At 72.8% G+C, this 19,360-nt stretch carries 13 protein-coding genes; 5 read left to right on the top strand and 8 right to left on the bottom strand.

The window, feature by feature from the left end; genetic code table 11:
• Nucleotides 1-203: 203 nt before the first annotated feature.
• Nucleotides 204-1,400 carry an aminotransferase class V-fold PLP-dependent enzyme gene (locus WMF46_RS43560; protein WP_437982610.1) on the top strand — a complete coding sequence of 399 codons (1,197 nt, stop codon included), beginning with the start codon at nt 204-206 and terminating at the stop codon, nt 1,398-1,400.
• Between the two features lie 534 nt (nt 1,401-1,934).
• Complete coding sequence (locus WMF46_RS43555; protein WP_437982609.1) at nt 1,935-2,957, top strand: hypothetical protein; 1,023 nt, start codon at nt 1,935-1,937, stop codon at nt 2,955-2,957.
• A gap of 104 nt (nt 2,958-3,061) precedes the next feature.
• Here WMF46_RS43555 and WMF46_RS43550 read toward each other — a convergent pair whose 3' ends face one another.
• Entirely contained in the window at nt 3,062-3,409 is a 348-nt protein-coding gene (locus WMF46_RS43550) for a hypothetical protein (protein WP_437763495.1), read from the bottom strand.
• A gap of 1,575 nt (nt 3,410-4,984) precedes the next feature.
• Here WMF46_RS43550 and WMF46_RS43545 point away from each other — a divergent pair.
• Both WMF46_RS43545 and WMF46_RS43540 read left to right on the top strand, forming a co-directional pair.
• Nucleotides 4,985-6,607 carry a thiamine pyrophosphate-binding protein gene (locus WMF46_RS43545; RefSeq protein WP_437982608.1) on the top strand — a complete coding sequence of 541 codons (1,623 nt, stop codon included), beginning with the start codon at nt 4,985-4,987 and terminating at the stop codon, nt 6,605-6,607.
• A gap of 5 nt (nt 6,608-6,612) precedes the next feature.
• The gene (locus WMF46_RS43540) at nt 6,613-7,134 is read left to right on the top strand and encodes a M17 family peptidase N-terminal domain-containing protein (protein ID WP_437295943.1); all 522 of its coding nucleotides are present in this window, start codon (nt 6,613-6,615) and stop codon (nt 7,132-7,134) included.
• Between the two features lie 19 nt (nt 7,135-7,153).
• On the opposite strand, the gene WMF46_RS43535 is transcribed toward WMF46_RS43540, so the two are convergent.
• From WMF46_RS43535 to WMF46_RS43510, 6 genes are all read right to left on the bottom strand, one after another.
• Complete coding sequence (locus WMF46_RS43535; RefSeq protein WP_157907273.1) at nt 7,154-9,220, bottom strand: ATP-binding protein; 2,067 nt, start codon at nt 9,218-9,220, stop codon at nt 7,154-7,156.
• A 551-nt stretch (nt 9,221-9,771) separates the two neighbouring features.
• Nucleotides 9,772-10,587 carry a hypothetical protein gene (locus WMF46_RS43530; RefSeq protein ID WP_437982607.1) on the bottom strand — a complete coding sequence of 272 codons (816 nt, stop codon included), beginning with the start codon at nt 10,585-10,587 and terminating at the stop codon, nt 9,772-9,774.
• Between the two features lie 62 nt (nt 10,588-10,649).
• Nucleotides 10,650-13,013, bottom strand: a complete 2,364-nt coding sequence (locus tag WMF46_RS43525; protein WP_437982606.1) for an AAA family ATPase — start codon at nt 13,011-13,013, stop codon at nt 10,650-10,652.
• A 124-nt stretch (nt 13,014-13,137) separates the two neighbouring features.
• Nucleotides 13,138-14,148, bottom strand: a complete 1,011-nt coding sequence (locus WMF46_RS43520; RefSeq protein ID WP_437982605.1) for a universal stress protein — start codon at nt 14,146-14,148, stop codon at nt 13,138-13,140.
• The gene (locus WMF46_RS43515) at nt 14,142-17,183 is read right to left on the bottom strand and encodes a glycoside hydrolase family 65 protein (RefSeq protein WP_437982604.1); all 3,042 of its coding nucleotides are present in this window, start codon (nt 17,181-17,183) and stop codon (nt 14,142-14,144) included. Before WMF46_RS43515 ends, WMF46_RS43520 begins: the two co-directional genes overlap by 7 nt.
• A gap of 88 nt (nt 17,184-17,271) precedes the next feature.
• Nucleotides 17,272-17,685, bottom strand: coding sequence for a response regulator (locus WMF46_RS43510; RefSeq protein ID WP_437982603.1), 414 nt, complete (start codon nt 17,683-17,685; stop codon nt 17,272-17,274).
• A 294-nt stretch (nt 17,686-17,979) separates the two neighbouring features.
• Here WMF46_RS43510 and WMF46_RS43505 point away from each other — a divergent pair, with 294 nt between their 5' ends.
• Entirely contained in the window at nt 17,980-18,693 is a 714-nt protein-coding gene (locus tag WMF46_RS43505; RefSeq protein ID WP_437982602.1) for a response regulator, read from the top strand.
• A gap of 49 nt (nt 18,694-18,742) precedes the next feature.
• Here the strand turns inward: WMF46_RS43505 and WMF46_RS43500 are convergent, their stop codons facing one another.
• Nucleotides 18,743-19,312 (bottom strand): pentapeptide repeat-containing protein, encoded by a 570-nt coding sequence (locus WMF46_RS43500; RefSeq protein WP_437982601.1) that lies wholly within the window; start codon nt 19,310-19,312, stop codon nt 18,743-18,745.
• Nucleotides 19,313-19,360: the final 48 nt, after the last annotated feature.

Genomic DNA, 19,360 nt, shown 5'->3' with positions numbered 1-19,360 from the left:
ACGCGATGTCCATCATGGACGGGTTGACCGGCTCTGCATGACCGGGGGCATCCGGTCATGGTTGATCCATGATTCAACATTGACGATACAATCCATCATGGACTGGGAGCTGCTCCTCGCGTGGCCCTCGACAGGGGTCGGGGCCCGCGCGACATTGTTCCGGGCCCTCCGGCACGTCGCCTCCTCGGGGCCCGCTCCTCGCCATGAACCCGAACGCCTTCCCGGAGTCGCGCGCCGCCGCCGTGCGCGAGCTCTGGTCGCTCGACCCGGCCGTCACCTTCCTGAACCACGGCTCGTACGGCGCCTGCCCGCGCGCGGTGCTCGAGGCGCAGCAGCGCTACCGCGAGCAGCTCGAGCGCGAGCCCGTCCGGTTCTTCCTTCGCGAGCTGGAGCCGCTGCTCGACGCGGCCCGAGGCGCGCTCGCCTCCTTCGTCGGCGCTGACCTCGACGACCTCGTGTTCGTCCCCAACGCGACCGTCGGGGTCAACACGGTGCTGCGGTCGCTCTCGCTGCGACCCGACGACGAGCTCTGCATCACCGATCACGGGTACAACGCCTGCAACAACGCGGCCGAGGCGGTCGCGGCCCGCGCTGGTGCGCGCGTGGTTGTCGCGCCGGTGCCGTTCCCCATCGAGGCGCCCGAGCAGGTGGTCGAGGCGGTGCTCGCGCGCGTGGGGCCGCGGACGCGGCTCGTCCTCGTCGACCACGTGACGAGCCCGACGGGGCTCGTGTTCCCTGTCGCCTCGCTGATCGCCGCGCTCGCGGAGCGCGGCGTCGACGTGCTGGTCGACGGCGCGCACGCGCCCGGCATGGTGCCGCTCGATCTCCGCGCCCTCGGGGCGGCCTATTACACCGGCAACTGCCACAAATGGCTCTGTTCGCCGAAGGGCGCGGCGTTCCTCCACGTGCGGCGGGACAAGCAGGGCGCGGTCCGCCCTCTCTCCATCAGCCACGGCGCCAACTCGCCGCGCACCGACAGGTCGCGCTTCTTGCTCGAGTTCGACTGGACCGGCACGGCCGACCCCAGCGCGGCGCTCTGCGTCGCGGACGCGCTCCGCGCCATGGCCGCGCTCGTGCCCGGCGGCTGGCCCGCGCTCCAGGCGCACAACCGGGCGACGGCGCTCGCCGCGCGCGACCTCCTGTGCGAGGCGCTCGGCTGCATGCCGCCGAGCCCCGACGCGATGATCGGCGCGCTCGCGACGGTGCCGCTCCCCGGCGCGCCGTCACCCCGGCTGCGCCTCGATCCGCTCCAGGACGCGCTGCTCGAGCGGTGGGGGATCGAGGTGCCGGTGTTCGCCTGGCCCGCGTCGCCCCGGCGGCACCTCCGGATCTCGGCCCAGATCTACAACGACAGGCCGCACTACGAGCGGCTCGCGGCCGCCCTCGCCGCGCTGCTGTAGCGGCGCGCGGGAGGGCCCGGCCCCGCGCCGCTGCTCCGCGGCGGGGCGCCGCGCGGCGCTCGCCTCTGCCTCCGGGCCGCCCCGTGCCCGTGTCGCTGCGGGATGGCGCTGGCGCTGCGGGACGGCGGTCGCGCCACCGGAGGCGCGTTCAGCGCTCGCCGGAGCAGACCGCGCGCGCCCGCCGAGACGATAGGATGCGCGCTCCAAGGAGACACGATGCCACGTCGAATCCTGGTCTTGTCCTCGCTTTCCTGGCTGGCGGCGACCCTCGCGGCCGCGCCCTCCGCTGCGCAGCCCGCGGCGCCTCGGCCGGCAGCTGGCCCTGCGCCCTCCGCGTCGGCGGGAGCGCCTCCGGCACCTGGTGCACGGCAGCCGCCCGCAACGCCGGCGCCGGGCACACCGCAGCCGCCGGCTTCAGGCACACCGCAGCCGCCCGCGACGCCGGCGCCGGGCACACCGCCGTCGCCCGCGACATCGGCACCCGGCACGCCGCAGCCGCCGGCCTCAGGCACACCGCAGCCGCCCGCGACGCCGTTGCCCGGCGGGCCGCCGCAGCCCCCGGCGCTCGGCGCGCCCGAAGCGGGCGCACCTGAGCCAGACGCCTCGCCGCTCGCGCCGGAAGAGGCGCGAACGGCGCCGGGAGCCGCCGGGCCGCCCTCGGACTCGGCGTCGCCCGACCGGAAGCCGGGTGGGGCGGAGGCGGGCCGCAAGGGCAGCACGCCGGCGCCCTGGGCGCTGTCCCTCTCGGACACCGAGCTGGGGCCGCCGCCCGCGCGCGGGTCGGGCGGCAGAACCATCGACGAGGGGACCGTCCCGCTGAGCCAGCGTGGCGCGATCGGCCTGGAGACCTCCTCGTTCACCGGCGGCGACGGCGAGGTCTCCGGGCTCGCGGTCGCCCTCTTCGCCCGCATGCCGTTCGCCCAGCACACGTTCCTCGATGTCCGACTCCCGTTCGGGCTCGCGATGGCCGAGCGCACCGACGCCGTGCTCGGCAACGTGATGCTCGGCGCCCATCACGTCGCCCGCGTCGGCCGGACGTTCTGGCTCACGGTGGGCGGCGACGTCGGGCTGGCGACGCTCTCGGGCAAGACCCACCACCACGCCAGCTACGAGCCCGTCAGCGCCAGCCGGGCGTACTGGGATCTCCACGAGTACTTCCCGAGCATCCTCCCGATCCACGCGCGCCTCGGCGCCGAGGTCCACGTCGGCTCACGGTTGATCGGGCGCTTCCAGCTCGAGCCGGTGCTCTACATCCCGCTCGGCCGCAACAAGGAGTACGAGGTCGCGATCCAGCACGCCGCCGAGCTCCAGATCGGCCACGGGATCGGCGGCGGCGTGCGCGTGCAAGGGATGGCGCTGCCCACGTTCGACAACGTGAGCATCCGGCACGCCGTCGCCCGCAATCTCTACGTCCTGGCCATCGAGCCTTTCCTCGCGATCGAGCGCAACCTCGCGTTCCTCCGAACGGGCCTGATGCTGCCCTTCGACGAGGAGCTCGGCCCGCCGCTCGACCACACGTGGGGCTTCCACTTCACCGCGGGCGTCCGCACCGACTGAGGCCCGCGGCCGAAGCGCCCGGCGGCGGGCCGCCTGCCTGGCGACGGACCGCGCCTGCCCGGCGGCCGAGCTCGCAGCGCACGAACCTGCACCCCCGCTCCAGCCTAGGCGCCGCGCGCGCGGCTTGCTTCGCCGATCGCGTAGGTGATGTGCCCCTCCAGCTCGCCCGCGGGCAGCTGCTCGGACTCCACGACGACGAGGCGTGCTCCCGCGTCCTCCGCGAGCAGCTCGAAGGTCTTCGGCGCACGATCGTGCAAGTGGCTCGGCAAGACGATGGCCAGCGGGCGGAGGCGGACGGCCACCCCCCACGCCGAGCCTGCATCGCAGGAGCGGACGAGGAAACGAGCCCGCGCTGCAACCCTCCGGCAACGAGCCAGAAAATGGGGGCTGCAGTCGAGCGCCAGCACCATGGGTATCCGGATCAACTGACTGCTACTAGGGGGCTCCGACATAGGAAGATGCTACTCCAGCGAAGCGCGATTGCGCGTCCTCTTATCCCGCATAACCGATACAGAGCCTTCCCGAAATAGAAAACAACAAGCTCGCCAGCTCATGTAAGCAGTCACGCGTGATTTTGGTGTATTGGGTAACGTTCTGTGAGCGCAGGATATTTGAAATGAACGCTGCGAGAGGGGGAGGCGCCAGCGCACGAGAGTCCCCGCGGGACCGCGCGCAAAATCGCCGAGAATTCGGCCCTCCTTGCGCTTCAACAGGAGCGCGTGATGCCCTGAGCGATCGCGCGTTGATGAAATGATGCACCATGGACGGAGAAGGTCCCGGCGCATACCAGTGAAAGCAACATGGCGATCCGGTGTCGGGAACGCCCGGACGGGTGAAGTCGGCGCACACGTGGTAGACGCCGCTCGGGACGTAGGTTGTGAAGGCAGCGTCCACGAGAGCGTCGCACAAGATGGCTCGTGTTCACCCCTGACGCTGCCCAGATCGCCGCAGCGGCTCCACGCCTCCAGCCTGTCGAGGTCGGCGCGCGGCAAAGGAGTTGGCGAGCACACGTAATGGAGATCGTGTGTCATCGCCACGCGGCAGGCGAGCCGCGCCAGCGCCGCCATCGGCCGGACCCGCTGCCCGGTCGCCGCGGCGCTCCCTCGCCGCGCGCCATGCATCGCGGCAGGCCGCGCCGCGCGCGCCCCGCGAGGGCTCGGTGAGCTCGACACGCCCTGTGTTGCCAACCACCCAGCGCCCGCCGATCGCCGCGATGGCCCTGAACCGGTTACGCTCCTCACAGAAGCTCGGGGGCGCCACCCACCCAGCCCCCTCCGAAATGTTTCCGCCAGGTTACGGGGAGCGCCGACGCCGGAGGCGACCGCCGGCGGCGAGATGGCCCCGCCGGCAGAGAACCGGACCCTCTCCGAGGCCGGTGGCTGCAGGGAAGGAGCACCGGGGAGAGGTCGAGAGAGGTGGCGGTGTCGAGCTGGCACCTGCAATAAGGTTCCAACTATATCATCTCGTGGCCCGGATAGAAGAGAACAGCGTCGGGGTTGTGATCCCAAAGGCGTCGGCCGTCGCGGTGGGGCGACGACCTCGCATCCAAGGTCGGAGTCGTCGCTGTGGCGGAGCTGTATTTTTACAGTAACACCCCGGGAAGGGGGGTTATCCTTCTCGGCGGTCGGATAGCCGACCTGATCGGGCGATAGCGTGGATCACCCGTCAGGGAGGCGGCGCGCGCGCCAGCAAGCGGGTGGTGCTCTGATCCCGAGAGAGCTCCGACGAGGTCGGGAGGTTAGGAAGAACACTTGCCTACCACCCGGACAATGGGGGTTTCAGGCGGACACGACCCCCGAGCTCCGGTGATGTTTTGACGAGTGGACTCCTCGACGCGCCGCCGCAGCGCGAGGGTCGTGCGGCCGTCGACGCGTGGCACGGGGCTCGTCCCCTGAGCGCCGGCTCGGGGCGCCGAGCGGCCCGGGCCGGCGACGTGGCCGGGGCGGCGCGCGCCCGCGCACGGGCGGCGGCGCGAGCCGACCGCTCGCCGGCAGGACGCTGGGTCGCACATGGTATATGCCGGCCCCATGGCGCAGGTGCACGGCGGCAGGCTTGTCTCGAAGGCCCTCGCGAGACACGGGGTGACGCACCTCTTCACCCTGTGCGGCGGGCACATCCAGGCGATCTACGACGGGTGCCTGGATGACGGCATCCGGGTGGTCGACGTGCGACACGAGCAGACCGCCGGACACGCCGCCGACGGGTACGCGCGGGTGACCGGGAGGCCGGGGGTGTGCGCCGTCACCGCGGGGCCGGGCGTGACGGACGTGGTGACGGCCGTCGCCAACGCCCAGCGCGCGGGCGTCCCGATGGTCGTCCTCGGGGGCGCCGGCCCGCGCGCCCTCGCCGACATGGGCTCGCTGCAGGACATGAACCACGTCGAGCTGATGCGCCCCATCTCGAAGTGGAGCGTCTCCGTCCCCTCGACCGATCGCATCCAGGAGTACGTGGACTCGGCCTTCCGCATCGCCCAGGCGAACGTGCCAGGCCCGGTCTTCCTCGAGATGCCGCTCGACCTGCTGATGAACTACGCCGGCGACGAGGCGCCCGCCACCGCGCCCGCGGCCCCGCCTCGTCCCGGGGGCGACCCGGCCGCCGTCGCGCGGGCCGCGGCCCTGCTGAGGGACGCCGAGCGGCCCATGTTCATCGTCGGGAGCCAGCTCCGGTGGTCGCCGCGGCGCGACGCGCTGCGCCGCTTCGCCGACGCGGTGAAGGCGCCCTTCTACCTGAACGGCATGGCCCGCGGCGCCCTGCCCCACGCGCACCCGGGGCTCATGAGCCGCTCGCGCCGCTTCGCGCTCTCGCAGACCGACCTCTGCGTGGTGCTCGGGACCCCCTTCGACTTCCGCCTCGAGTACGGCCGCGCCGTCAGCCCGGCGGCCAAGGTCGTCCAGATCGATCTCGACGGGAGCGAGCTCGGCAAGAACCGCCGCGTCGACGTCGGGATCGACGGGGACAGCGGCGTCGTCCTGGAGCAGCTGCTCGCGGAGGTGCCCGACAAGACGGCCGCGGCGTGGCTCTCGGCCGTGCGCGAGGCCGAGGAGCGATCGCGCGCGAAGATGCTGGCGGAGATCGCGAGCGACGGCGACCCGCCGAACCCGCTGCGCGTCTGCGCGGAGATCGGCAAGCGCCTCGGCAAGGACGACATCGTCATCGGCGACGGAGGGGACTTCGTGGCCACGGCCGCGAACGTGCTGAAGCTCGAGTGGCCGCAGCTCTGGATGGACCCCGGCCCGCTCGGGACCCTCGGGGTGGGACCGGGTTACGCGATGGCGGCCAAGCTGGCGCGGCCAGAGGCCAACGTGGTCCTCGTGTACGGCGATGGATCGTTCGGCTTCCACGCGCTCGAGTTCGAGGCGATGGTGCGCCAGGGCATCCCCGTCGTGAGCGTGATCGGGAACGACGCGGCCTGGACGCAGATCCGCCGGGGGCAGGTGGAGCTCTACGGCGAGGGCCGCGCGCCGGCGACGTCGCTCGACTTCACCCGGTACGACCGCGTGGTCGAGGCGCTCGGCGGCTTCGGGGCCTGCGTGGAGCGCGTCGAGGAGCTCGGGCCCGCGCTGGACGAGGCGTTCCGGTGCGGCAGGCCCGCTTGCGTCAACGTGAAGATCGCGAAGAGCGACTTCCGCAAGGGCGCCATCAGCGTCTGATCCACGTGGAATTACGGTTCATCTCCCCCGACCTGCAGAGCCTCGACGAGCTCGACTCGGAGGTGCTCGCGTGCGCCCCGTTCAGCGACGCGCGGCCGGCCCACGGCGTGGCCGGCCTCTGCGACTGGCGGCTCGGCGGCCGGATCTCCGAGCTGAGGCGGCAGGGCCTGATCACCGGCGAGCTCGGCGAGGTCGTCATGATCCCGTGCAAGCCGCGCATGGCGTTCGACAAGCTCGTCCTGTTCGGCGCCGGCGAGCGCGACGCGTTCGACGAGGCGGTCTTCCGCGAGATCGTGCGCCGGATGCTGGCCACGATGGGCGGGCTCTGCACGCGCGCGGCCGTGGTGGAGCTCCCGGGACGGCACGACGGGCTCATCCCCGCCGAGCAAGCGGCCGACGCGCTCCTCGACTGCGCGGGCAGGGAGCGCGGCGACAACGTGTGGACGCTGGTGGAGCGCGCCGAGGGCAGGCAGCAGATCACCCAGCACATGATCGAGCAGCGACGCCGGGTGCGGCGGGCGCTCTAGCCGCGCGGCGTGGAGGGCGTCAGGCAGGCTCCTTCGGCAGGTCGACGGTGAAGGTCGCCCCCTCGCCCGGCCGGCTGTCGACCTGGATCGTCGCCCCGAGCGCGTCGGCGATCTGCCGCACGATCCACAGCCCCATGCCGAAGCCGCTGTAGTTCTCGCTGGAGACGGCGCGCTCGAAGCGCTCGAAGATGCGGGCCTGCTGCTCCGGGGCGATGCCGATGCCGCGATCCCGCACCGTCAGGCGGGCGCGGTCCGCGAGGTCCTCCAGCGTGACGTCGATGGGCTTTCCGGCGCCGTATTTGACGGCGTTCGAAAGGAGGTTCGTGACGATCTGATCGAGCCGGAGGCGATCCCACCGGCCGACGATCGAGGCGGGGGCCGACAGGTTGACGGGGCAGCCGGCCGCGCAGAGCTCCTCGCGGAACCGCTCCAGCGCCTCGTTCACCGTGGCCGCGAGATCGACGTCCTCGAGCTCGATCTGCAGGCGGCCCGCGGAGATGCGCGAGATGTCGAGCAGGTTCGTGATGAGCCGGGCGAGCCGCTCGACCTGCCGCTTGATCATCTCGAGCCGCGGCGTGGCGCGCTCGGCGGTGAGGCCGCCGCGCTTGCCGGCGCGCAGGAGGCCGTCGACCTGCAGCTGCATGGGCGTGAGCGGCGTGCGGAGCTCGTGCGAGGCGATCGTGAGGAAATCGTCGCGCGCGCGCACCGCGAGCTGCGCCTCCCGGTAGAGCCGGGCGTTGTCGACGGCCAGCGCCGCGCGCCGCGCGAGATCCTGCGCGAGGTCGAGATCGACCGCGTCGTAGCGCCGGTGCGTCGAGGCGAACGAGAGCGTGCCCAGCGTGCGGCCGCGCGCCGTCAGCGGGACCGTGAGGTGCGAGGCGAGCGAGAGCGAGCGCAGCGCCTCGTAGTGCGCCTGATCGAACGAGATCGCGCGGACGAAGGAGTCGGTCACCTTGGGGATGAGCTCCGGCTGCGCCGTGCGCAGGACCCTGCCGATCCCTCGCCCGGCAGAGTCGGCCGTGATCCTGCCGAGCAGCTCGGTCGCCATCGCCATCGAGGGATCCGCGTGGGCGGTCACCTGCCGATCGATCGCGCCGGACTCGTCCTGCAGCAGGAGCACGCAGATCGACGCGAAGTCGGGGAGCGCGACGCGGACCACGCGCCGCAGCGTCTCCTCGAAATCGAGCGACTCGCCGAGGATCTGCCCGGCGGAGACGAGGATGCGCTGCGCCTCGTGGACGCGGCGGCGCTCCGTCACGTCGCGGGTGACCTTCGCGAAGCCGCGCAGCTGCCCGGCCTCGTCGAAGAGCACGCTGATCACCTCGTTCGCCCAGTAGCGGGTGCCGTCCTTGCGGACGCGGTAGCCCTCCTGGATCGAGCGGCCGGTCTCCACGGTGGACTCGAGCTCCGCGGCGGGCCTGCCGAGCTCGACGTCCTCCGGCGGGAAGAGGACCGAGCAGTGGCAGCCGATGATCTCGTCGGCGCGGTAGCCGTTGATGCGCTCGGCGCCCGGGTTCCAGCTGGCGATGCGGCCGGCGGGGTCGAGCATGAAGATGGCGTAGTCCTGGACGCCCTCCACGATGAGGCGGAACCGCTCCTCGCTCTGCTTGAGGCGCCGGTCGGCGCGCGCCTCCGCCGCCTCCATCTCCCGGCGCAGGAGGAGCTCGCGCATCCTGCGGTTCTCGTCCTCGTAATGCTTCCTGCGCAGCTGGGCGCGCAGGCGCGCCTTCAGCACCGTGAGCTCGCCCGTCTTCGTCACGAAATCGTCGGCGCCGGCCGAGAGGGCGTCGAGGATCGCCTTGTGGTCGTCGCGGCCGGTGAGCATCAGCAGCGGGATCGGCCGCCACGAGGCGTTCGCCTTGATGCGGAGGCACGTGGCCGGGCCCGACAGACCCGGCATCACCATGTCGAGCAGAATGCCGTCGACGCGCGCCACCGTGAGCCGCGCGAGCGCCTCCTCCCCCGAGTGGGCGAGCACCGGCAAGTAGCCTTCATCGCGCATCGCCGCCGCGACCTGGTTCAGGTACGTGGGGCTGTCGTCCACGATGAGGATGCGATGGGACGGCGTATCCGCTGGGCGGTTCACGGGAGCCTCCGGGGCGGGCTCCTGTGAGCGAGGGGAGTCGCCAGGACGGGGCGCGTGGGGCTGGTTGAACCGGTGCAACACCCGCCGATCACCCCCCGTGGCGCCTCCACCCTCATTGGCCACCCATACAGGTTGGCATGCGTTCTCCCCCGGTCGACGCGAAAAGGCTACCTGGCCCGATGCACTTTGCGTACAGCATCCTTTTTCTACCAGCCGTCAGGCGCTCGCAACGTGGCTTCCCCCACCGCGAACCGGAATCCCCGGGGAAGCGCACACGATGCGCGCTGTGGGCTTCGAGCGCCCGGAGCCGGCAGAGGGGAGCTTCCCGCGCGACAAACCAGGGAAATGACGCTTGACAAGCGGCGTGACGATCCGAGTTGCGCGTGACTCGAGCGACGCGCGATCCGCGCCTGGCGAATCGCGGCCTCGCGGCGGCGCGCCTGTGTCGAGGAGGGCGTGAGCGCGCGGCGAGGACCGGAGCTCATCACCGCTCTGGCTCCTCGGCGGAGCCAGGCCTGGGCGGCGCGGAAGATCGGAGACGCGCGGATCCGTCAGCCCTCGTCGATGAGCTCGATCATCGTGGCCCGGGCGGGCCCGCCCGCGGGGATCCAGCGGCAGAGCTCGTCGACGCCGACGTCATCGACCACCCGGCGGAGCTCCGCGCGCGCCGCGGCGGGCTCGCCGAGCGCGGTGAGCGCGTGCGCGCGGGTGATGCGGTAGCGCTGGCGCACCTCGGTCGGCTCTCCCCGCTCGCCATCGCGGAGGCCGATCAGGGAGAGCGCGGCCTCGACGTCGCCGGTGCGCACGAGCACCGCGGCGCGCGCTCCCCGCACGAGCGGCCGCACCGACGCCGACGCGCGCTCCTCGTCCAGGTCCGGGAGGAGCCGCCGGGCGGACTCGATGTCGCCGGCGCAGAGCTGCCATTGGGCGAGGTTGCTCATGACGAGCACCCGAACCTGCGGAGGTATCCAGTCGCGAGGCACGTCGCGCAGCGAGGCGGCCGCCGCCTTGTAGCTCCCCTCCCAGGCGAGCGACTGACCGACGGCCTGGGCTGCAAAGGCGTAGATGATCCGCGGATCGTCGAGCTCGGTCGGCGGCGTCAAGGCGCGCTCCGCCGGGCGCGCGGCCGGCCGCCCCGTCCGCGGGAGCCGAGGCGCCGCGGGCGTCTGGCGCAAGGAAAGACCGGGCCTCGCGGCGAAGCGCCGCCGGACGACGCCGCCGAGGAGGACCAGAAGCGCGATCGCTGCGGCGGCCGCGCAGGCGGCGCCGAGCGAGAGCGACGCATCACCCCACCGCGTGAGCGCGCCCCACGCCAGCAGCGGCGCCGCGGCGCCGGCCGCCGCGAGCAGGACAAGCCGCCGCGTCATCGGCGGGCTCCGGCGCCGATCGGCGCGGGTTCGGCCGTGCGCTTCGCCGCCATCGGTCCTCTTCAGCGCTCCCTGAGCATTCTTCGAGGATCCGCGCTCGTCGCGCCCTTCGGCGTGTCGGCGATCGCCTGGTGGAAGCGCTCGAGCCGCTGGTCCGCCGCGTGGAACACGGTCCCCTCCGGGTACCTTCCGTCCGCGTCGGCGACGCCCGCGGGGACGCCGGTGATGATCTCGATGCCCTCCTCGACGGAGCTCACCTCGAACACGTGGAAGCGGCCAGCCTCGATCGACGTCACGACGTCGCCCCGCAGCATGAGCGCGTCGCGGTTCGCGCTCGGGATCAGCACGCCCTGCTCGCCCGTCAGGCCCTTGGCGGCGCACAGATCGAAGAAGGCCTCGATTTTCTCGTTGATGCCGCCCACGGGCTGGATGCTCCCCTGCTGATCGATGCTGCCCGTCACGGCGAACTCCTGCCGAATCGGGACGCCGGAGAGCGCGGACAGGAGCGCGTACAGCTCGCTCGACGAGGCGCTGTCGCCCTCGATGGGCTCGTAGGTCTGCTCGAAGACGAGCGAGGCGCCGAACGAGAGCGGGCGGTGCTGGGCGAACCGGGCCGCGAGGAAGCCCGTGAGGACCATCACGCCCTTGCTGTGGAGCGGGCCGGACATCTCGACCTCGCGCGCGATGTTCACCGGGCCCTCGCGGCCCGGGTAGACGACCGCCGTCACCCGGCAGGGGCGGCCGAACGTCTGCGGGCCGTCGGACAGGACCGAGATGGCGTTGACCTGCCCGACGCGCCGGCCCGTCACGTCGATGCGGATCGTCCCGTCCGAGAGCAGCTCGTGCACGTGGTCGCGGAAATGGCTCCCGCGGCGCCGCGCCGCCTCGAGCGCCTCGTTGACCTCGGGGCCGTCGACCACCTTGCGGCCGCGGCGCTGGGCCCGGTAGCCGGCCTCGGTCGCGACCTCGGCGATGAGCCCGACCTGGGCGCTCACCTTGGTCTGGCTCTCCGCGAGGCGGCCGCCGTGGAAGAGGAGCGCGGTCACGCCGTCGGCCGTGATCGGCGGGAGGCCGCGATCGTGCGCGAAGCCGGCGAGGAACGCGGGGTACGTGAGGAGCGCCTGATCGAGCGAGATCGTCGTCTCGAAGCGCGCCTGCACCTTGAAGAGCTGCGAGAACTCCGGATCGGCGTCGTGCAGGTCCTGGTAGAGCTGCGGGTTCGTGACGAGGACGACCTTCACGTCGATGGGGATCGGCGGGAAGAGGAGCTCCTCCGCGGTGCCGCGGAAGTACGACGGGTTGTGCTCGGGCACGATGAACTTGCCCGCGAGGAGGCAGGCCTTGAGCTGCTCGTAGAGCGCCTCGTTCTTGAGGAGCGCGCCCGCGGGCAGGATGAGGAAGCCGCCGGCCGCCTCGTGGAGGGCGCCCGCGACGGCGAAGCCGGGCTCCGGCGGGAAGCCGGAGTCGGGCGGCGCGTGGGTGCGGCCGAACAGGGCGGTCAGCGTGGGGTAGGGGACATCGACGACCGGGGCGCCGGAGTCGGGCGTGTGCTCCGTGAGGAGCGTCGGGACGACGACGCCGCGCGGGAGGGTGGCGCCGCCCTCCTCGCCGCGCGCCTCGTCGACGAGCAGGCGGAACTCCTTCGACACGACCGTCTCGACGTCCGCGAGGAAGGCGCTGATGTCGTTGCGCCCCTCGAAGCGCGCGCGCACGGGCTGGAAGCAGGCCTTCACCCCGTCGCTGAGCAGCTGCTTCACGACGCCGCGCAGCTCGACGTCGGCCTCGTCCTGCACGGTGGCGAGCCGCATCTCGAACTCCTCGATGGATCCGGCGATGGCGAGCAGGGCCTCGCCGTCCGGCGCGTTGGCGGCGTCCTCGATCGAGGTGATCTGCACCTCGTCCTCGCCGCGCACGAGGTCGAGGCCGAGCTCGCGCGCCGCGGACTTGAGCTGCTCCTCGAGCCGTCGCTCCTCCGCGTTCACCCGGCGCTGGATCTTGCCGCGCGCCTGCTTGAAGCGCTCGCCCTCGGTCGCGCCGCGCAGGGCGTCGACCAGCTTCTCGTGGAGCTCCTCCATCGCCTCGACGAAGGGGCGCCCCTCGCCCGGCGGCAGCGACAAGACCGTCGGCTCGCTCGGGCGGTGCGGGTTCGGCAGGAGGAGGATGTCGTCGGGCGTGGGGCGGCTCGCCGCGATGCGCTTCGCGACGGCGCGCGCGCAGAACGTGCGGCCCGTGCCGGGCGCGCCGACGACGACGACGTGGAAGCGGGGCTGGCGGATGTCGAGGCCGAAGGCGAGCGCGGCGAGGGCGCGCTCCTGCGAGCCGATGCCCGCCGACAGCGGCGCGACCTCCTCCGTCGTGGAGAAGCGGAAGCTCTGCGGCTCTACGATCTTGCGACACTCGCTGGGGGGCAGCTTCCGGGAGACCATGGCGGCGCACCATAGCGCCTTTCGCCGGTCGTTGGCGTGGAGCCCGCTCGCCGGCGCGCTCGCCTACGGGCGGATTTGCGCCGATTCACGTCGATTCACGTCGATTCACGTCGGTGAGCGCGCTCTATCGGCGCAGGACCATCACCGGGCACGGGGCGCCGCTCAGCACGTCGCGGAAGACGCTGCCGTGGTGATCCTCGAGGTGCCCGTGCCAGACCAGCACCACGAGATCGCTCGCCAGCTGCTCGGCGAACCGCAGGATCTCCGCCGCCGGCTCGCCCTTGCCGAGGAAGAAGCGCGTTGCGACGTCGTGAGGGCAATGACCGATCGCGCTCAGGAATCGGGCCAGGAACTCCTCGGTGAACGCGGCCCACTCGTGCTGAGGCTGGTCGACGTAGAGGGGCGCCACCATCGTGCCCGGCTCGATGGGCACCGGCGTCGAGACGGGCGGTCCGTCGTTCGTCGCCTCCTTCCGCGGCGAGGCGCAGCCGACCATCACGATGTCGAGCTCCGCGCCGAGCCTGCGGGCGAGCTCTCCGGCGGGGGTGATCGAGGCGGCCGTGCTGGGGGTGCCGTCGAGCGGAAGCAGGATGCGCCGTAGCCGAGTCGACGGTCGGTTCGTCGGGGCGATGACGACGACGACGCCGCTCATGACGGCCTCCAGCGCGCCCGCGGCGAGCCGGCCGACGCCCAGGCGCTCGTCCATGAGCTCCTCCGGCTCGGGCGCCACGACCAGGACTGCGGCGCCGCGGCTCTTCGTCGCCGACGCGAGCGCGCCCGGGGGATCCTCGCTCGCCTCGACGTGCAGCACCACGCCCCGCAGCGCCTCCGCGGCGATCCCGAGGTGGGCAGGCACCTCGCTCGCCTCGATCGGGCCTGCGCCGACGATGAGCCCGTGCAGCGGCGCCCGGAACGCGCCCGCGATGAGCCGCCCGAGCTCGAGGGCGCCGAGGTGGCCGTGGCGGCCGTGGAGCGTGACGAGCACGTTCCTGCTCCGCGCGCCGCTCTCCGGCGCGGGCTCGTCGCGCTCGTCGCGCGCCCCCCCGTGCGCTCCGAGGGGCGGCTCGGCCGTCGAGGCCGGCTCGGACATCGCTCCGCGTTCGCCGAGGATCCCATCGCGCGCAGCGCTCAGCATGTCGTGACCTCCTCCCATGGCGTGACGCGATCACCCAGCCGCCGCGTCGCATAGCGGCGGCCCGGCTCCGCCAGCACAGCGCAGGCGGGCGTGCCCGCGTCGAGCAGGCAGATCGGCAGCGGCGCGCTCCCCTCCAGCGCGACCTCGACCGCCCCATCCTCCACGTGGATCTCGAGCGCGCGGCCTCGCCAGGTGATCGGGATCTTGAGGTGGCGCCAGCCCGGCAGGAGGTGTGGCTCGATCCCGATCGCCTCGTCCTCGTCGGGGCACGGCGGCGCGTGGGGGAGCGCCTCCGAGAGCGCGCTCCGCGGCACGCGCGTGACGCCGGCCACGCCGAACGCGACGGCTTGCCAGAGGCCGCCCATGGCGGCGATGTGCACGCCCCCCGCGGAGTTGCCCATCGTGTTGCCGAGGTCGATGTCGGCGGTCTGCTCGAAGTAGCGCTCGGCGTGGGCGTGGAGATCGAGCCGGGCGGCGACGAGCGCGTGGGCGCTGGGGCTCAGCGAGCTGCCGTGGGCGGTGCGCGGCTCGTAGTAGAGGAAGTTGTCGCGCCGGGCGCTCGCGGGCACCGCGCTCCAGAGCAGCGCGATGAGCTGCACGACGTCCGCTTGCTTCACCACCTGGCAGGCCTGCGTCCGCTCGCGCCCGAGCAAGACGTCGACCGGCGCGCTGCGCACGGCATAGTCGGCGATGGAGAACGGCGCGAGGCCGAAGTAGCCCGCGAACTGCTCGATCAGGCCGGTCTGCGGGTCGATCCCGAGGAGCAGGCGGTCGGCGACGTCGCACCAGCGGTCGGGCTCGTCGGGCCGGAGGTCGAGCCGCGCGAGCACGTCCGCGCGCGCGACGTTGCGCCGGACGATCGCGGCGGCGACGCGGAGGTTGTACCGCGCCATCCAGTTCGTGAACGCGTTGTCGTCCACCGTCTCGTGGTACTCGTCCGGCCCGATCACCCGCCGGATGTGGGCGTGGCCATCCGGTCCGAGCTCGGCGCGGCTCGCCCAGAAGCGCGCCGTCTCGATCAGGATCTCGGCCCCCTCGCCGCGCTGGAAGTCGAGATCGCCGGTCGCGCGGACGTACGCGTGCACGGCGTACGCGATGTCGGCGCTGATGTGGTGCTCCTGCTCGCCGGAGAGCACCCGGACCACCTCGCCGAACGGCGTGACGACCAGCGGCGGCGTCGTCTCGTCGCCCGTGTCCGCCGACTCCCACGCGTAGAGCGCGCCCTCGTAGCCGAGCGCCTTCGCCTTGCGGCGCGCGCCGGCGAGGGTGCGGTGCCTGTAGAGCAGCAGCGCGCGGGCGGCCTCGGGGTAACAGTGCGTGTAGAACGGGACGAGGAAGGTCTCGGTATCCCAGAAGACGTGGCCGCGGTACGCCTCCCCGCTGAGCCCGCGCGCGCCGATGGAGCAGCGCGGGTCGTCCGGGTTCGCCGCGCCGATGAGGTGGTACAGGGCGAACCGGAGCGCCCGCTCGATCCTGGGAGCGCCGTCGATCTCGACGTCGGCGTGGCGCCAGCGCTCCGCCCACGCCCGCGTGTGCTCGCCGAGCAGGCCGGCCGTGGTGCGGCTCGACAGCTCGGCCTGGAGCGCCTCTCCCGCCTCGCGCGGCGTGGGCGTGTCGCGCGACGTGTGCAGCGTCGTCGTCCGGAAGAGGCGGCGCGGCTCGGCGACGCGGACGCCGACGTCGCAGCGCTCGGCGATCGATCGCGCGCCTGTGGTGCGCTCGCAGCGCGCGCCCTCGAGGAGCTCGGGCGGGGACGAGCACTCCGCGGCCTGCTCCGGGAGCTCCCGCAGGTGCGAGGTCATCGCGGTCACGAGCCCGCCGTGCGTGTGCCCGACGAGGAGCAGGCTCTTCGCGCTCGCGTCCGCCGCGAAGCCGGCCCAGTGCGCCGCGCCGCTCGCGCTCTTCACGTCGCCGCTCAGGATCGCGTCGACGCGGATCGTCCCGGTGAAGTTGAGGGGGGCGATGCTGAGCGCCTCCATGAGGACGTGGCGGTTCGCGAGGGACGCCGCGTGGAGCGTGTGCAGGTGGATGAGGTGGCCTCCCTCGTCGCGCCGCAGGACCTCGCGCAGCAGCACGCCGCGCCGCATGTCGAGGGCGCGGTGGTGGTGCAGCACGCCGCCCGTCTCCGCGGAGAACGGCTCGCCCTCGATGGCGACGTTCAGCCGGCCCCAGTCGGGGGCGATGACGAGCTCCGGCACGCGGCTCACGTCGGCCGAGGGCTCGAACGCGCCCGCGATGAACGTGGCCGGCCGCGACACCCTCGACCCCTCCGGCAGCGACGCGCGCGAGCCGAGGTAGCCGTTGGCGATCGCGAGCAGCGACTCGATCTCGTGCTCGCGCGCGACGTCGAACCCCGGCTCCTCGATGATCCACGCGGCGTCGCGGGGCGCCGCGAGCGGGCCGAGCTCACGGTCGAGATCCCGCTGGAGCGCGAGGATCTCGGACAGCCGCTGCGCGCCGGCCGTCGCGTGGACGGCGCCCGCGAGCTCCGGCGCGTCGCGGAGCCCGCGCGCCCCTCCGGCCGGCGCGCCGTCGAGCGATTCCCTCGATTCCCTCGATTCCGGCGAGATCGCGAGCCGATCGTGCGGCTCGATGCGGAGCGGCGCGATCACCTGATCGAGCAGCGCGGCGATGGCGGAGCGCCCGTCCGGCTCCGCGCGGGCGACGAGCGCGACCGCGGCGCCGCGGCGATCGAAGCCGTGGAGCTCCGCGCCGTCGAGCGCGCCGAGGAAGAGCCGCCTGCGGTTCTCGGCGCGCACGCCGCGCTCGAGCCGCCGCGCGAGGTGGGGCACGGCCTCGCCGGCGAAGAGCGCCACGCGCACCCCCATCGCGAGCAGCACGTCGAGCAGCGCCGCGGCGCCGTCGGCCGCCTCGGCGAGGAGGCGCGCGTCGATAGCGATGAAGCGGAAGCGGTGGTGCAGCTCGGCCGGCAGCTTGACCGCGGCTGCCGGCGCGTTCGCGATGGTGGGGCTGCCCGATCCGCCTCGCGCGAGGACGGTCGGCCCGGTGGCGCTGTCTTCGAGCAGCGACGACATCCTCGGCTTCTCCTGGGGGCCAGGGGACGCGAGGAGCGTGCCGCCGCGCCTGTGCGAGCCGGGATCGGGGGGCGGCGGCGCCGGTGCGCTAGCGTTGCACGGCGCCGGTCAGGCGCTCGATCACGACGAGGAGCCGGTCGACGTCGAACGGCTTCGCCAGCACGCCGGCCACGGCGCCGCGGATGTTGGGCTCGTTCACGCCGGAGAGCAGGAGGACGGGCACCTCGACGCCCGCGGCGGCGAGCGCGGCGAGGAACTCCTCGCCGGTCATCTCGGGCATCACGTAGTCGAGCAGGACCGCCCGCGGCCGCGCGCCGCGGGTGAGGCGATCGAGCGCTTCCAGCGGCCGCGTGAAGCCCTGAACGCGGTAGCCCTCGTCGGAGAGCAGGTCGAGCAGCGACTCGACGAGCGCGGGGTCGTCATCGACGACGAAGATCTCCGCGGCCGCGCGCGGCGAGGGCGAGGTGGCGGCCGGGCCGGGAGCGGGGACCGGCGAGCTCATCGTATTTCCCTGGATCGCTGGCCATTCCGGCGCATGAGGCGCGCGAAGGATACCAGACGGTTGCCGCGACCGCATGCGCAGGCCGCTCTGGGCGCATCGTTGCACCGTCCGTCACGTCCTCCGTTGCGCATTCCACGTCGCGCGGATCTCCGTCGAGCTCCGAAACTCGCTCAGGACGGAGTTTTCCTCACCAATTGGGCTTGCCGCCGCGCCGCTGCTTGCAGATCGTTGAGCACCTGATACCCCTGTAAGGTTCCTCCCAGGACGACCCGAGCAGCTTGACTTGAACTGCTCATGGGTATCGAATTGTGGTCTGAAGGACACTCCAATCCCCCTGCGGTCACCATGGCGGAAACCCCTGCTAGCAAGCTGCACATCTATCTGATCGACGATCACCCCGTCGTTCGCGAAGGCTTCGCTCGAGCGCTCTCGGACGAGCCCGACATGGTCGTCGTGGGCCAGGCCGGGACGGCGGCCGACGCCTTGCGCGAGACGGCGAGCTGCAAGCCAGACGTCGTGCTCGTCGATCTCAACATCCCCGACCGGGACGGCATCGAGCTCCTCGGGGCGCTGAGAGCGCAGCTGCCGCAGGCGAAGCTCCTCGTGTTGAGCGGCTATGACGACGAGTTCCGCGTCGCCGAGGCGCTCCGCGCGGGCGCGCAGGGGTATCTCGTGAAGACCTCGAAGCTCGAGGAGGTCATCGAGGGCATCCGCCGGATCGCGACCGGGGGAGCGCCGCTCTCCTCGAGCATCGCGGGGGCCGTGGTGCGCGCGATGCGCAAGCCGGCGAGCGAGGGCTCCGGTGGTCTCGACGCGCTGACGCCGCGCGAGCGCCAGGTCCTGCGGCTGCTCGCGGCCGGCGTGTCGACGCGCGAGACGGCCGCGCGGCTGACGATCAGCCCGAAGACGGTGGAGACCCACCGCGTGCGCATCTACGCGAAGCTCGGGTGCAAGAGCGCGGTCGAGCTGACCCGCATCGCGGTCCGCACCGGGCTCATCGAGGCGTAACCGCCCGTGGTCGCGCGGGGCGCTGCCCGCTCGCTCCGCGGGTGGGGCGCTACGGTTTCCGCCCCTTTCTCGGCTTCTTCAGCGGCGCTTCCTTCTGGGTGGCCTTCTTCGGGGCCTGGCTCGCGCGTGATCGATCCTTCGCCTCCTCGAGCAGGCGATCGATTCGCACGCCGTCGATGGTGAGCCCGTCGATCGCGCAGCCGACGATCTCGACCTCGCGGAGGTCCGACCCCTCGAAGCGAGCGCGGCGCAGGCTCGCGTCGGACCAGCGGGTCGCGGCGGCGTCGGCGTCGTTGAAATGCGCGCCGGCGAGCGAGATGTCGTCGAGCGAGGCGCCGGCGAGGGTCGCGTTGTGCAGGCGCGCGTTGCGCAGGTCGACGTCGTCGAGCTCGGCCTCCGCGAGCGAGACGTTGTGCAGGCGCGCGTCGCGCAGGTCGACGTCGTCGAGCTCGGCCCCCGCGAGCGAGGCGTTGTGCAGGCGCGCGTCGCGTAGGTCGACGTCGTCGAAGCTGGCCCCTGCGAGCGCCGCGCCGTGAAACCGCGCGGGCTTCGCCGGCTGGATGCCCTCGTCTTCCGTGGCGTCCGCGCTCGGCGGCGCGATGGGGGGCTTCTTGGCCATGGGTCCATGCTAGCGCTAGGCGCAGGCCGCGCGCTCGCGCGGTCCGGA

This window comes from Sorangium sp. So ce117, from assembly GCF_051524395.1.
Lineage (GTDB): Bacteria > Myxococcota_A > Polyangia > Polyangiales > Polyangiaceae > Sorangium > Sorangium cellulosum_B.
This window is presented reverse-complemented; position numbering and strand designations above follow the sequence as displayed.